Genomic DNA, 13,813 nt, shown 5'->3' with positions numbered 1-13,813 from the left:
GGTGGGCGCTTAAAGATTAAACGCGTCTTCCACCAGCTGGCGCTGCTGTTCAGTATGGACGGACATATAACCCGCTGCCGGAGCAGCAGAGGCCGGGCGTCCTGCGAATTTCAGATCACGTCCCAGGCCATCTTTCAGCATGTCGGCCACGGAACGCATATGGTGCTGACTGGAATACCAGGCACCCTGGTTCAACGGCTCTTCCTGGCACCAGACAATATCTTCCAACTGGGTATATGCCTGAAGGGCTTCAAGAAGCTCTTCTTTAGGGAAGGGGTAGAGCTGCTCAAGGCGCAGGATCGCCGTATCGTGACGCTCGTTCTCTGCACGCCAATTCACAAGATCATAGTAAACCTTGCCCGCACACAGGATCACACGCTTCACCTTCTCAGCCGTCAGCTCGGCCTGGTCGGCCAGTACCATATGGAACTTGCCATGGGCCAGGTCTTCGAGGCTGGAAACCGCCTGCTTGTGACGCAGAAGTGATTTTGGTGACATCACCACCAGCGGCTTGCGCAACGGGCGAATCACCTGACGACGCAGCAAGTGATAAATCTGCGCGGGGGTGGTCGGCACACACACCTGCATATTGTGCTCGGCACACATCTGCAGGAAACGCTCCAGACGTGCGGAGGAGTGCTCGGGCCCCTGACCTTCATAACCATGGGGCAGGAGCATGGTTAAACCGCATAAGCGGCCCCACTTGGTCTCACCCGAGGAAATGAACTGATCTACCACGACTTGCGCGCCGTTGAAGAAGTCACCGAACTGGGCTTCCCAAATCACCAGATCATTGGGGGCCGTGGTCGAATAACCGTACTCAAAGGCCAACACGGCTTCTTCCGACAGGATGGAGTCGTGGATGGTAAAGCGCGGCTGACCGTCTGACAGATTCTGCAACGGCACAAAGGTGGTGCCATCTTTCTGGTTGTGCACGACCGCATGACGGTGGGAGAAAGTGCCGCGACCGACATCCTGGCCGGTAATACGCACCGGGTGACCCTGGTCGATCAAGGTGGCATAGGCCAACGTTTCGCCAAACCCCCAGTTAATCCCCATGCCGCCGGCCTGCATCTTGCGGCGATCTTCGTAAATCTTGGCGACCTGACGCTGCACATCAACCCCATCCGGGATCTCGCACATTTTCGCCGCCAGTTGCTGCAGCCGCTTCATATCGAAGGTGGTATCGGCATTGCCGGTCCACTCATGGCCAAGGTAAGGCGTCCAGTCGACGAACAACGACTTGTTAGGCTCCTGAACCAGCGCATTGGCCACGTGGTTACCGGCCACCAGGTCATCGCGGTAGGTCTCGATCATCGCCTTGGCATCTTCTTCAGACAATACGCCCTGCTCGACCAGACGTTTGGCATACAAGGTGCGCGAAGAAGGATGATCCTTGATCTTCGAGTACATCATCGGCTGGGTACCCGACGGCTCGTCGGCTTCGTTGTGGCCGCGCCGACGGTAGCAGACAAGATCGATGACCACGTCTTTCTTGAACTCCTGCCGGTAGTCCAAAGCGACCTGGGTAGCGTGGAGTACCGCGTCCGCATCGTCGCCGTTAACGTGAAAAATCGGCGCCTGAACCATCTTGGCGATATCAGTACAGTATTCCGTGGAGCGCGAATCCAGCGGGTGCGACGTGGTAAAGCCCACCTGGTTGTTGATCACGATGTGAACCGTGCCGCCGGTCTTGTAGGCACGGGTCTGGGACATCTGGAATGTCTCCATGACCACGCCCTGACCCGCAAAGGCCGCATCACCATGGACATTGATGGGCAGTACTTTGCTGCCCTCTTCATCATTACGACGATCCTGGCGGGCACGTACCGAGCCTTCGACAACGGGCGCGACGATTTCCAGATGCGAGGGGTTGAACGACATGGCCAGATGGACTTCGCCGCCTGGTGACATGACGTTCGAGCTAAAGCCCTGGTGATATTTCACGTCGCCTGAACCGCGCTCGATGACTTTTTTGCCGTCGAACTCGTCGATCAAGTCAGCCGGGTTTTTACCCAGAATGTTGACCAGCAGGTTGAGGCGACCGCGGTGAGCCATCCCAATGACGACTTCTTTAGTGCCGTAACCGCCTGCCCGCTGGATAAGTTCGTCCATCATCGGTACAAAGGCTTCGCCGCCTTCCAGACCGAAGCGCTTGGTACCCGGATACTTGGACGCCAGGTAGTTTTCCAGGCCTTCGGCCGCCGTCAGGCGCTCCAGCACGTGCTTGCGCACGTCATCACTGAATTTGGGCGCACTGCGAACCGATTCGAAACGCCGCTGCAGCCAGCGTTTTTCTTCGGTATCGACAATGTGCATGATCTCGCAGCCAATCGAGCGACAGTAGGTACGATCAAGGGCATCGACAATGTCGCGCAACGGCGCCTTGTCGATACCTAGAAAGAAAGAACCAGTCTGAAACTCGGTGTCCAGATCAGCTTTTGAAAGCTGGTGGAAAGAGAGGTCGAGATCGGGAACGGGGGTGGGATTGCGCAGCCCAAGCGGGTCGATATTGGCCTTTTGATGACCTCGAAAGCGATAAGCGTTGATCAGCTGCAGGACTTTCACCTGCTTCTTGTTTTCGCCACTTTCAGCGGCAGCTACCCGGGCAGGACGATTTTCACGCCCCAACTGATAGAACTGATCACGAATAGGGCTTAGCGGGACATCGTGGGTGGCACTGCCCTCCGGGCGAGGCAACTGGTCAAAATAGTTGCGCCACTCGTCAGGGACAGATTCAGAATCGGCGAGGTACTGCTCGTAAAGCGCTTCCACGTAGTGAGCGTTGCCACCACTAACGTGAGAGGAACGCCACATCAACTCCATTATGCCTTGTTGCATTTCTCGGTCACCCTGCACTGATGGGGTGGTATCGGTATCGTCGCGTCACCGCGGCGACATCGGTATTGCCCTGCCGGCGGGGCGGGACATTTGCCGGCGGTACCGACCAGCGGCCGGAAACCCTTTTCAACTCAATTTCTTATCAGTTCATGCTCAAAAGCCGGTACTCACGGCACCGGCTTTTAAACTTGACTGGTCATATGGTGCGGCGCGTCGCCGCACCATATGACAGGCACTATGATAACAAGCGAAGCGCCACGATTTAAGTGCCATTTGTGCGCAACTTAAGTGGCATCCGCTTTTTATGCATAAAAGCCCCTTATTTTACGTGGCATCTGCCAGCAACATCTCACGAATCTTGCCAATCGCCCGTGTGGGGTTCAGCCCTTTCGGGCACACCGCCACACAGTTCATGATGCCGCGGCAGCGGAACACGGAAAACGGATCTTCCAGATCGGTCAAGCGCTCGCTGGTCGCCGTATCGCGCGAATCCGCAAGGAAGCGATACGACTGCAGCAGGCCTGCCGGGCCGACAAATTTATCCGGGTTCCACCAGAAAGATGGGCACGAGGTTGAACAGCAAGCGCACAGAATGCACTCATAAAGGCCGTCCAGCTTGTCGCGCTCTTCCGGGGACTGCAGGCGCTCAATCGCCGGTGCGGGGGTATCGTTCTGCAGGTACGGCTGAATACGCTCGTACTGCTTATAGAACAGCCCCATATCAACGACCATATCGCGGATGACCGGCAAGCCAGGCAGTGGACGCAAGGTCAGCTTGTTGCCTTTCACGACCTCGGACAACGGCGTAATGCAGGCCAGACCATTCTTGCCGTTCATGTTCATGCCGTCTGAGCCGCACACCCCTTCGCGGCAGCTACGGCGAAATGCCAGACCGCTGTCCTGTTCTTTCATCATGTGAAGAACATCCAGCACCATTACATCGCGACCCTTGGTATCGACCTGAAACTCCTGCATATAGGGTGCGGAGTCGGTTTCCGGATTATAGCGGTATATGGATACCTGAAGATTGGACATAGTGACTCCCTCTCGTTGCAGAGATTAGTAGGTACGAACCTTGGGTTCGAACGTATCAACGGTTTTCGGCTTGAAGTTGACGTCGCGCTTCTTGAGTTCTTTGGACATCGGGAAGTAGAGCGAGTGCTTCAGCCAGTTGACATCATCACGGTCAGGGTAGTCGTAGCGCGAGTGCGCACCACGGCTTTCTTTACGCTCAAGGGCCGCGATCGCCGTCGCTTCGGCCACTTCCATCAGGTTATCGAGTTCCAGGGCTTCAACACGCGCAGTGTTAAACGCATTGGATTTGTCAGGCAGATGGGCGTTCGCAATCCGACTGCGTAGCTCCTCGAGTTTCTTGACACCTTCCTGCATGTTTTTCTCTTCGCGGAAAACACCGAAAGAGGTCTGCATGATGTCTTGAAGCTCCGCCTTCAGCGCGGGGATGCTCTCGCCACCTTCTGATTCGTTCCAGCGGGTAATACGCTTCATGGCCGAGGCAATATCAGACTCAGAGGCATCCAGGTAATCAATACCTTCGTTCAGCGCACCCTCGATGAACATGCCTGCAGCACGGCCGAAGACCACCAGGTCGAGCAGTGAGTTGCCGCCCAGACGGTTGGCCCCGTGGACCGATACACACGCCGCTTCGCCGCAGGCGTATAAGCCGTTAACGATGTGGTCTTTGCCGCTTTCGTCTTGAGTGATCGCCTGGCCATGAATGTTGGTCGGGATACCGCCCATCATGTAGTGGCAGGTCGGCACGACCGGAATCGGATCTTTCGCCGGATCGACGTGGGCAAACGTTTTGGACAGCTCAACGATACCCGGCAGGCGCTTACCAAGGACCTCTTCACCCAGGTGATCAAGCTTCAGGAAGACGTGATCGCCGTTCTCGCCACAGCCACGACCTTCGAGGATTTCCATGACCATGGAACGCGCGACGACGTCGCGGCCCGCCAGGTCTTTGGCGTTTGGCGCGTAACGCTCCATGAAGCGCTCGCCGTCCTTGTTGATCAGGTAACCACCTTCACCACGACAGCCTTCGGTAACCAGCGTGCCCGCACCGTAAATACCGGTCGGGTGGAATTGCCACATTTCCATGTCCTGCATCGGGAAGCCGGCGCGCAGCGCCATACCGATACCGTCGCCGGTGTTGATCAGGGCGTTGGTGGTCGAAGCGTAGATACGCCCTGCACCGCCGGTGGCCAGTACGGTGGCTTTCGACTTCACGTGGACCACTTCGCCGGTTTCGATGCACATGGCAATACAACCGACGACGTCGCCCTCGGAATTTTTCACCAGATCCACCGCGTACCATTCGTTCAAGAACGTTGTGTTGTTCTTGAGGTTGTTCTGGTACAGCGTATGCAACAGCGCATGGCCGGTACGGTCGGCCGCGGCGCAGGTACGTGCCGCCTGGCCACCTTCGCCGAAATTTTTCGACTGACCACCGAACGGGCGCTGATAGATGCGGCCATTATCGAAGCGCGAGAACGGCAGGCCCATGTGCTCAAGCTCAAAGACCGCTTTCGGACCCTCAGAACACATGTACTCCGACGCATCCTGGTCAGCGATATAGTCGCCGCCCTTGACGGTGTCATACATGTGCCAACGCCAGTCGTCATCGGGGTCGGAAGATGCGATAGCACAGGTAATTCCACCCTGGGCAGAAACAGTGTGGGAACGCGTCGGGAATACTTTCGACAATACGGCTGTCTTCTTACCGGATTTCGCAAGCTCTAGAGCAGCGCGCAGGCCAGAGCCACCGCCACCGATGATAATGGCGTCAAAGGTCAGGCTACGTAGGTTAGACATGTATCAAGCTCCCCACAGAATTTGAATGCCCCACACCAGGTACACAAAGATGGCCAGAATGATGAGAGACTGGGCACCTACGCGAACGAAGGTGGATTTAAGATAGTCGGTCGTCACGGTCCACAGACCTATCCAGGCGTGCGCGGCTACTGAGATAAACGCCAGCAGGGAAAAAATCCGCATCCAGGTCTGATCGAACAGCGCCGTCCAGGCGTAGTAATCCAGGTCAGGGTTGAACAGCAGATAGGCCACCATGAAAACGGTGTAAATGGCCAGCACCACCGCTGAAAAACGCTGCATCAGCCAGTCGGACAGGCCGCTACGGCCAAAGCTTGTGATGTTGGTTACCATACCCAGACTCCTGCCAGAATAATCAGAATCGCGCTTACCACCACCGTGATTTGCGCTTTTTTCACACCGCCCTCGAGCGTTACGCCTATGTTTACATCCATCAGCAGGTGTTTAATGCCCGCGACGAAATGAAACGCCAGCGCCGATAACAGGCCCCAAGCCACGAACTTGGCGAAAAAGTTATTGGCCAGGGCACTACTAACGGCATCAAAGCCTGCCGGTGAAGACAGCGATTTACCGAGTGCCCAGAAAGCGAAAATGAGGCCAACAAAGAGGATGACACCGGTGATGCGGTGTGCAATCGACGTCAATGCCGGGAGTGGAAAGTGTATCGTCGTCAGGTCTAAATTTACGGGTCGTTTGCTATTCACGGCTTATACACACTCTTATTGGCCCGCTCTGCGACAGGTCGGGCATAGCCCGAGCGGGCAGTGATTACTGGAAGGGGCTCGGCCGTTGCCAAGTCTGGCACGACCACCAACCTACCGGTCGTGCGCCAGAGATTATAAGAAGCTTAGCCCCCGCTGACAAACCGAACTAAGGCTTTACTCGACCATTGTGCAAGAAAAAACTCCGTATTGTGAGTCGATTTTGCATCGCAGCATCGCTATAGTGTCGGTAAGCAAGCTCGTTAGTAAGCAGGTTAACGTATTATCCCTGAGATAACATTTTCCGCTCAAAGCGACACGTCAACCATGGACAATTATTAACCAAGACAATACACACTGTACAAGCATACCTAGCGATAGGGCTAATTGACAAAATGACGCACGCTTCTATAGTGGGCAGGCCTTTTCGCCGGCGCGGTATGCGCAGCACCGACTTTACGTCCCAACCCGAACTCGAAAGGAGGCCAGCATGGCTGACAGGAAAGCAACATTAACGGTAGACGGTCTAGATAAAACGATCGAACTACCGATGTACTCCGGCTCACTTGGCCCAGACGTTATCGACGTTCGCGCCCTGGGTGCCGAGGGCCTGTTTACCTACGACCCAGGCTTCATGGCCACCTCTTCCTGCCAGTCTGCCATTACCTACATCGATGGTGGCAAGGGCGTGTTGCTACACCGCGGCTATCCCATTGACCAACTGGCGAAAGAGTCCAATTTCGTTGAAATGTGCTACACCCTGCTGTTCGGTGACCTACCTGACGACAAGCAGTATGCAGATTTCGAGTCGCGCATCCGTAATCACACCATGGTCCACGACCAGATCAACAACTTCTTTAAAGGGTTTCGTCGCGACGCGCACCCGATGTCGATCCTGTGTGGTGTTGTCGGCGGTCTAGCGGCTTTCTACCACGACCACATGGACATCACCAAAGAAGAAGACCGCGAAATTAGCGCTATTCGCTTGATCGCCAAGATGCCGACGATCGCCGCGATGTCGTACAAGTACAACATCGGTCAGCCGTTCAACTATCCACGCAATGAGCTGAGCTATGCAGAGAACTTCCTCTACATGATGTTCAGCAACCCCTGCGAAGAGTACAAAATCAATCCGGTGTACGCTAAAGCCATGGACCGCATCTTCATGCTGCATGCGGATCACGAGCAAAACGCGTCTACCTCCACTGTTCGCCTGGCAGGCTCAACCGGCGCCAACCCCTTCGCTTGCATCAGTGCCGGCATTGCGGCTCTATGGGGACCGGCGCACGGCGGCGCCAACGAAGCGGTACTGGCGATGCTCGACGAAATCGGCGACGAGTCCGAAGAAAATATCCAGCGCTTTGTTGATAAAGCCAAGGATAAAGACGACCCGTTCAAGCTGATGGGCTTTGGTCACCGCGTTTATCGCAACTTCGACCCGCGTGCGAAGGTCATGAAAGAGACCTGCGACGAAGTACTGGCCGAGCTGGGCATGGCAGATGACCCGCAGCTCAAGATCGCCAAGCGCCTGGAGCAGATCGCCCTTGAAGATGACTACTTCATCGAGCGCAAGCTGTACCCGAACGTCGATTTCTATTCAGGCATCATCCTGAAGGCCATGGGTGTGCCGAGAAACATGTTCACGGTGATCTTTGCGGTATCACGCACCATCGGCTGGATCTCGCACTGGAACGAGATGCTCAGCGAAAGCTACAAGATCGGTCGTCCTCGCCAGCTTTACGTTGGCCACGAGCAACGCGACTACCCTAAAAAGTAAGCCGCGTTACGCAGAGTGAAATGAGCATACAAAGGCCGCCCCAGGGTGGCCTTTTGTATTTCTGCCATCATTAATTCACAACACATCAACAATCAGGTGATTTATGGCTACGATCAAGACAGTCGCATTTATCGGTCTAGGCGTTATGGGCTATCCCATGGCGGGGCACCTTGCCAAACAAGGGCTCACCACACGTGTTTACAACCGCACCAGCAGCAAAGCTGACGCCTGGGTAAGCGAATACGGAGGCAGCGCCCACGCCACGCCTCGCGAAGCCGCCGAAGGCGCAGATCTCGTCCTGGTCTGCGTCGGCAACGATGACGATGTGAGACAGGTGACAACCGGGGAAAACGGCGTGCTCCACGGCATGGCGGACGGCAGCTTTCTGGTTGATCACACCACCGCATCGGCGGACCTGGCCCTGGAGCTTGATACCGCCTGCCGCCAACAGGGTATCGCCTTTCTCGACGCCCCCGTATCAGGCGGCCAGCAGGGTGCAGAAAAGGGGGCGCTGACCATCATGTGCGGCGGCCAACAAGCCCACTTCGATATCGTAGAGCCCGTTCTTGATCACTACGCCCGCGCCCTGACACTGGTAGGCGATGCCAGCAGCGGGCAGTTGACCAAAATGGTCAACCAGATCTGCATCGCGGGGCTGGTCCAGGGCCTGGCCGAGGGCTTGCATTTTGCAGAGCAGGCCGGCCTTGATCAGCAACAGGTCATCGATGTGGTATCCAAAGGTGCCGCGGGCTCATGGCAAATGGAGAATCGCCACAAAACGATGATTGCCGACGAATACGAACATGGCTTCGCAGTGGACTGGATGCGCAAGGACCTTGCTATCTGTTTATCCCAAGCGCGCCACTTTGACGCCACCTTGCCAGTGACTGCCCTGGTGGATCAATTTTATGCCGATGTGCAACGACTCGGCGGCGGCCGCTGGGATACCTCATCGCTGCTAAAACGGCTGCGCAAAGTGCAATAGATGCTTGACTTTTCACCCCTCTGCTAACCTCGCCAGGGTTTTCCACACTATCTGTGGATAACCCTGTTCACAACCACTAGAAAACGTCCCACAATCGCCATGATTAGCGGGGACGTCTTAAATTGGTCATTTTTTAACCTTGCGCAAGTTACTGTTTTTAAACAAATAATAATAAAACAATGATTTAGCGCACTCGCATCGCGGGGTTGTGCACAACCTGTTTCACAAAAACGCAAAAGTGGACAAGTCAAGTACAAAATACCCTGAATCAGTGTATTTTCAGCACATAATGAGGGTTATAAAACAGCGAGGCATAGACATGGGTAAGCACATCAAATGGGCTTTATAGCGCTACCAGTAAGGAAGGGATAATGCAGAAACATGGTGGCGTCCCATAGGGGGTTCGAACCCCTGTTACCGCCGTGAAAGGGCGGTGTCCTGGACCACTAGACGAATGGGACGTATCAAGCGCACTTCGCGTATGACGAAGTCAATATTGGTGGAGCCTAGCGGGATCGAACCGCTGACCTCAACACTGCCAGTGTTGCGCTCTCCCAGCTGAGCTAAGGCCCCACGTGTCGCGAAGACGGGCGTATATTACTGATTACGCTCGCCTTCGTCAACCAAGAAAATACCAAAATGTTTGGGCTATTATAATGGGCGGTTCTTATAGATCGCGAAACTCTTTCTCAAGACGCTTGGCCTGCTTCTTGGAAACGCCGCCAAGCACCTCAATCGCATGGCGGAGCCTTGCCCGCGTCACGTCTGAACCTAGAATCGCCATCGCATCCATCACCGATGTACTTGTACTACTACCGGTAATGGCGATGAACACAGGTGCCAGGAAAGCCTTCATTTTCAGATCAAAGTGCCCGGCCAATGTCTTAACTTCTTCAAGCAGGGCCTCTTTATGCCACGCTGGCACCACTTCAAAACGCCAGACCAGGAATTGCAGCAGCTTGACCAAATCGTCTTTTTCCAGCTTGACGCTGTCGAAGTCCTGCTCTTTCAGATCGGGCAAGCCGGAGAAGAAGTGCCCTGCCAATGGCGTCGCCTGGGCAAGGGTTTCGATACGCGGGCGAATCTGCGGCAGGATCTGCTTTACGTAGTCTTCATTAAAGGCCCACTCACGCAGTGCCATCAGTAACCCGTCGTCATCAAGGTCTTCGCGGATGTAAACCCCGTTCAGCCAGGTCAGCTTTTCCAGATCGAACACCGGCCCGCCCAAGGAGACACGCTGAACATCGAAGGCTTCCATCATTTCCACAAGGCTGAACTTTTCGCGCTCGTCGGGCATCGACCAACCCATTCGACCCAGGTAGTTGGTCACAGCCTGGGGTAGAAACCCCATGCGGCGGTAGTAATTAATCGAGGTCGGATTCTTGCGCTTTGAAAGCTTCGACTTATCCGGGTTACGCAACAGCGGCATGTGGCAAAGCTGCGGCATCTCCCAACCGAAGTACTCGTAAAGCAGCTGGTGTTTGGGGGCAGAATTGATCCACTCCTCACCCCGCAGCACATGGGTAATGCCCATCAAATGGTCGTCCACCACATTGGCCAGATGGTAAGTGGGCATGCCATCCGATTTGAGCAGAATCTGCGCGTCTACCTGTGCCCAGTCCACTTCAATGTTGCCACGCAGCATGTCACCCACCACGCACACGCCGTCGTTTGGCACCTGCATACGCACCACAAAGGGCCAGCCTTCTGCCGCCCGACGCGCCGCTTCAGCTTCATCCAAAGCCAGATCGGCAGGCTTTAATGCTAACTGCATGCCGGCAGCCTTACGTCCCTCGCGCAGCTCATCCAGTTCTTCGCTGGTGCGATAGCACTTGAACGCGTGCCCGTCATCCAGCAGTTGCTGGGCATATTGCGCGTAAATATCGCCACGCTCGCTTTGCCGATACGGACCATGCGGCCCTCCCACATCCGGACCTTCATCCCACTCAAGACCCAACCAGCGCAGCGAATCCAGAATCATCTGTTCCGATTCTGGTGTGGAGCGCACCCGGTCGGTGTCTTCGATGCGCAGGATAAACTGGCCGCCGTGCTGACGTGCGAAACATAGGTTAAACAGCGCAATATACGCCGTACCAACATGGGGATCTCCCGTCGGCGATGGCGCAATTCGGGTACGTACGGTCATTGGAGCGTCCTTTTGGCAATAAAGCGTGGCGATATTATACGCACCCAGTGCTCAACCAACACCATCGCGTAGGGAACGACTCCCGTCAGAAAGCGTCACATGTGGGTTAAATAAACGTTGTCTGGAAAAAAATGCGCGTTATTGCACAATCGCTTAGTATGTCGTGGTGCGGACCACCTGAATTCAGGCCCTGTTTTCAGCAGAGAATCTATTTTAACGCCATCGGTTTGATGGACATTTTTAAACGAGCGACGCTGCTCATCGACGGGAAAACGAAATGGAATCGCTAGGCTCACGTATCAAGCAACTGCGGCTTAGGGCCAAGCTCAACAAAGCTGCCCTTGCACGTAAAGTTGGCGTATCGGATGTCACCATTTCTTATTGGGAGTCCGGAGCCATCAAGCAAATCGGCCATGAGCGTCTGGTGGCACTCGCCGAATCTCTGGATTGCTCGCTCGCCACATTGCTTGAGGGTGACAGCGCTCCACTCTTGTTGACGTTAAGTCACGAAGGACCGCTACCGTGGGAGCAGGTGCAGTCAACGGCCATGACCGTGCCCGATCACTTACCGCTCAAGGCCAACTGGAAAGCCCCTTGCATCATGGTGACACCAGAGCCGGGTAGCGACTTTACACCTGCCAAACCGGGCGATTTACTCCTGCTGGGCCCAACCCATGTCTTCCACAAGACCGGCCTATACCTGGTGGAGCAGGACGGCAAGCTTCACTTTAAACAGTTAAGCAAAGCGACCAGCGACGCCTCTATTCAAGCTGTACTGTTAGCGCACTGGCGCTCCGCCTGACGAGTATTTCAAGGCGTCTGGAGTAACTCTGCGTCACCCCGTGACTGTCTGGGCTGGTTGCCGACCATAAAGCGTGTGGTGTAAGTGGCAATCTGGCCTAGGCCATGGCGGGATTGAGAAATCAATTCACCCGTCAGGTACTCGCCTTTTTCACCGATGCGTTGCTGCACAGATCCGGGTTGAACGGTGGCTTCGGACAGCTCCACGCTGACGCTATAGCCACCGTCCGGCAGACCACTACCAGGGCCGAACGGCCCAGCGACAAACTGCCCTTGCTCAACATCGACCCGCTCGCGCCAGCGCACGCGGCTCAGTTCGCGCTCGACAATCACTTGCAACTGAGCGCCATCGGGCAGGTTGGTTTCACCTTCTACCTGCAAGCGACGATCTGAGCCGATCGACGCCGAGACGAGGATTCGAACGTCCAACGGCTCAACTTCCTCAGTCTTCTCGCTCTGCGCCTGGGCTTCACGACTCGCGGCTTCTTCTTGGGCAATCGTTTCTGCCGTCTCGCGCGCCTGTTCGTCCGCAGCCTGCTCATCCCCGCCACCACAGCCAACAAGCAGTGTCATGGTGGATAACATGATGCCAACCAACGTTAGCCTGAAACCTGTTTTCATCTGATGCATATCCGCTCCTCGACCACCATAACCGCCAGCTTATCACTCCCCTGCCACATACACAGAGAAATAAGCCACTGATTGAGGAAAGGATTGCCCTAACCCTGCAGGCCACCCTTTTCAACGTATGCATTCAAACCATATGGACAGCATCTGCTATTTTTGGATGCCTCCGCCCGACGGGGCGGAGCTTTCCGCATAATCAGGCTAAGTTCGCTTCTCCAGAACACCGATCACCTCCGGCACAGCCGCTGTCGTGTCGTCGATAGACGTATAAAGGGCATGAACTGCCTCGGCAACGCCACGCTCCACCCCCAGTTCGTTGGTCATGGTGTGATAGTAACCCAGGTCTTTAGTGGCATTGGCAACGGTGAACTTGAAACCCGAGGGGTCATTGCCAACGATATAAGGGCGCAGTCGCTCCAGTACAACGCCTCCTCCGCCACCCGCTCCCAGCACTTCCAACAGCGCGCTGTCGCTAATACCCGCCTTGCGAGAAGCAGCCGTGGCCTCGGCCAGCACCGCCGAAAAGCCCAACGACACAAAGTTATGCAGTAGCTTTAGCGTATGCCCGGCGCCTACGTCCCCAGCATGGGCAATGTTTTCGGCAAACCCCTGCAGTAGTGGCAGGGTTTCATCGAATAACGCCGTCGGGGCGCCGACAATCAGATTAAGCCGTCCCTCTTCCGCTTCTTTAGGGGTACGCGTCATCGCCGCATCCATAAACCTACCACCTGCCGCCACCACCCTGGCTGCCACTGTTTCTGTCGAACTGGGTAGTGCGGTAGAACAGTCGACGACGACACTGCCGCGCTTTAAGCCTTCCAGAACGCCGTTGGGCTCAAAGAGCACCGCTTCTACTTGCGGCGATCCGGTGACGCATAAAATCACCACCTCTGCATTTTGTGCTACTTCCCGGCCCGAACTCAGCGAGATGGCACCGGCTGCCATGAGATCATCCACAGGCTGATTACCTGGATGTTCAAGAAAGCTGACCTCATGGCCTGCACGCAGCAGGCTATTGGCAATACCATGGCCCATCAGGCCCACACCGACAATGCCTACCTGTCGAGATGTTGTCATTGTTATCG

At 55.6% G+C, this 13,813-nt stretch carries 11 protein-coding genes and 2 tRNA genes; 3 read left to right on the top strand and 10 right to left on the bottom strand.

Annotated features, from left to right (window positions below; all coding sequences use genetic code 11):
• Positions 1–9: 9 nt before the first annotated feature.
• The 5 genes from R3F64_RS10350 to sdhC form a co-directional block, all read right to left on the bottom strand.
• Positions 10–2,841, bottom strand: coding sequence for a 2-oxoglutarate dehydrogenase E1 component (locus R3F64_RS10350; RefSeq protein WP_085917370.1), 2,832 nt, complete (start codon positions 2,839–2,841; stop codon positions 10–12).
• Between the two features lie 324 nt (positions 2,842–3,165).
• Entirely contained in the window at positions 3,166–3,876 is a 711-nt protein-coding gene (locus R3F64_RS10345) for a succinate dehydrogenase iron-sulfur subunit (RefSeq protein WP_066317198.1), read from the bottom strand.
• Between the two features lie 24 nt (positions 3,877–3,900).
• Entirely contained in the window at positions 3,901–5,673 is a 1,773-nt protein-coding gene (sdhA, locus tag R3F64_RS10340) for a succinate dehydrogenase flavoprotein subunit (protein ID WP_085917369.1), read from the bottom strand.
• Positions 5,674–5,676: 3 nt separating this feature from the next.
• The gene (gene sdhD / locus R3F64_RS10335; protein WP_085917368.1) at positions 5,677–6,024 is read right to left on the bottom strand and encodes a succinate dehydrogenase, hydrophobic membrane anchor protein; all 348 of its coding nucleotides are present in this window, start codon (positions 6,022–6,024) and stop codon (positions 5,677–5,679) included.
• Positions 6,018–6,395 carry a succinate dehydrogenase, cytochrome b556 subunit gene (sdhC, locus tag R3F64_RS10330; RefSeq protein ID WP_085917367.1) on the bottom strand — a complete coding sequence of 126 codons (378 nt, stop codon included), beginning with the start codon at positions 6,393–6,395 and terminating at the stop codon, positions 6,018–6,020. Before sdhC ends, sdhD begins: the two co-directional genes overlap by 7 nt.
• 487 nt (positions 6,396–6,882) lie before the next feature.
• Between sdhC and gltA the strand changes: the two genes are divergently transcribed.
• Together gltA and R3F64_RS10320 are read left to right on the top strand one after the other, a co-directional pair.
• Positions 6,883–8,169 carry a citrate synthase gene (gene gltA / locus R3F64_RS10325; RefSeq protein ID WP_085917366.1) on the top strand — a complete coding sequence of 429 codons (1,287 nt, stop codon included), beginning with the start codon at positions 6,883–6,885 and terminating at the stop codon, positions 8,167–8,169.
• Between the two features lie 103 nt (positions 8,170–8,272).
• Entirely contained in the window at positions 8,273–9,154 is an 882-nt protein-coding gene (locus tag R3F64_RS10320; RefSeq protein ID WP_332611294.1) for an NAD(P)-dependent oxidoreductase, read from the top strand.
• 385 nt (positions 9,155–9,539) lie between these two features.
• On the opposite strand, the gene R3F64_RS10315 is transcribed toward R3F64_RS10320, so the two are convergent.
• The 3 genes from R3F64_RS10315 to gltX form a co-directional block, all read right to left on the bottom strand.
• Positions 9,540–9,615 (bottom strand) — tRNA-Glu (locus R3F64_RS10315).
• Between the two features lie 36 nt (positions 9,616–9,651).
• Positions 9,652–9,727, bottom strand: a tRNA-Ala gene (locus R3F64_RS10310).
• Between the two features lie 94 nt (positions 9,728–9,821).
• Positions 9,822–11,300, bottom strand: a complete 1,479-nt coding sequence (gene gltX / locus R3F64_RS10305) for a glutamate--tRNA ligase (protein WP_085917364.1) — start codon at positions 11,298–11,300, stop codon at positions 9,822–9,824.
• Positions 11,301–11,577: 277 nt separating this feature from the next.
• Between gltX and R3F64_RS10300 the strand changes: the two genes are divergently transcribed.
• Complete coding sequence (locus R3F64_RS10300) at positions 11,578–12,102, top strand: helix-turn-helix domain-containing protein (RefSeq protein WP_085917363.1); 525 nt, start codon at positions 11,578–11,580, stop codon at positions 12,100–12,102.
• Between the two features lie 8 nt (positions 12,103–12,110).
• Here R3F64_RS10300 and R3F64_RS10295 read toward each other — a convergent pair whose 3' ends face one another.
• Both R3F64_RS10295 and R3F64_RS10290 read right to left on the bottom strand, forming a co-directional pair.
• On the bottom strand, positions 12,111–12,731 hold the full coding sequence (locus R3F64_RS10295; protein ID WP_332611291.1) for a hypothetical protein: 621 nt from the start codon (positions 12,729–12,731) through the stop codon (positions 12,111–12,113).
• Between the two features lie 198 nt (positions 12,732–12,929).
• On the bottom strand, positions 12,930–13,805 hold the full coding sequence (locus R3F64_RS10290; RefSeq protein ID WP_332611289.1) for an NAD(P)-dependent oxidoreductase: 876 nt from the start codon (positions 13,803–13,805) through the stop codon (positions 12,930–12,932).
• Positions 13,806–13,813: the final 8 nt, after the last annotated feature.

Origin of the sequence: Halomonas sp. 5021, assembly GCF_036663435.1 — a bacterium.
Taxonomy (GTDB): Bacteria; Pseudomonadota; Gammaproteobacteria; order Pseudomonadales; family Halomonadaceae; genus Vreelandella; species Vreelandella janggokensis.
This window is presented reverse-complemented; position numbering and strand designations above follow the sequence as displayed.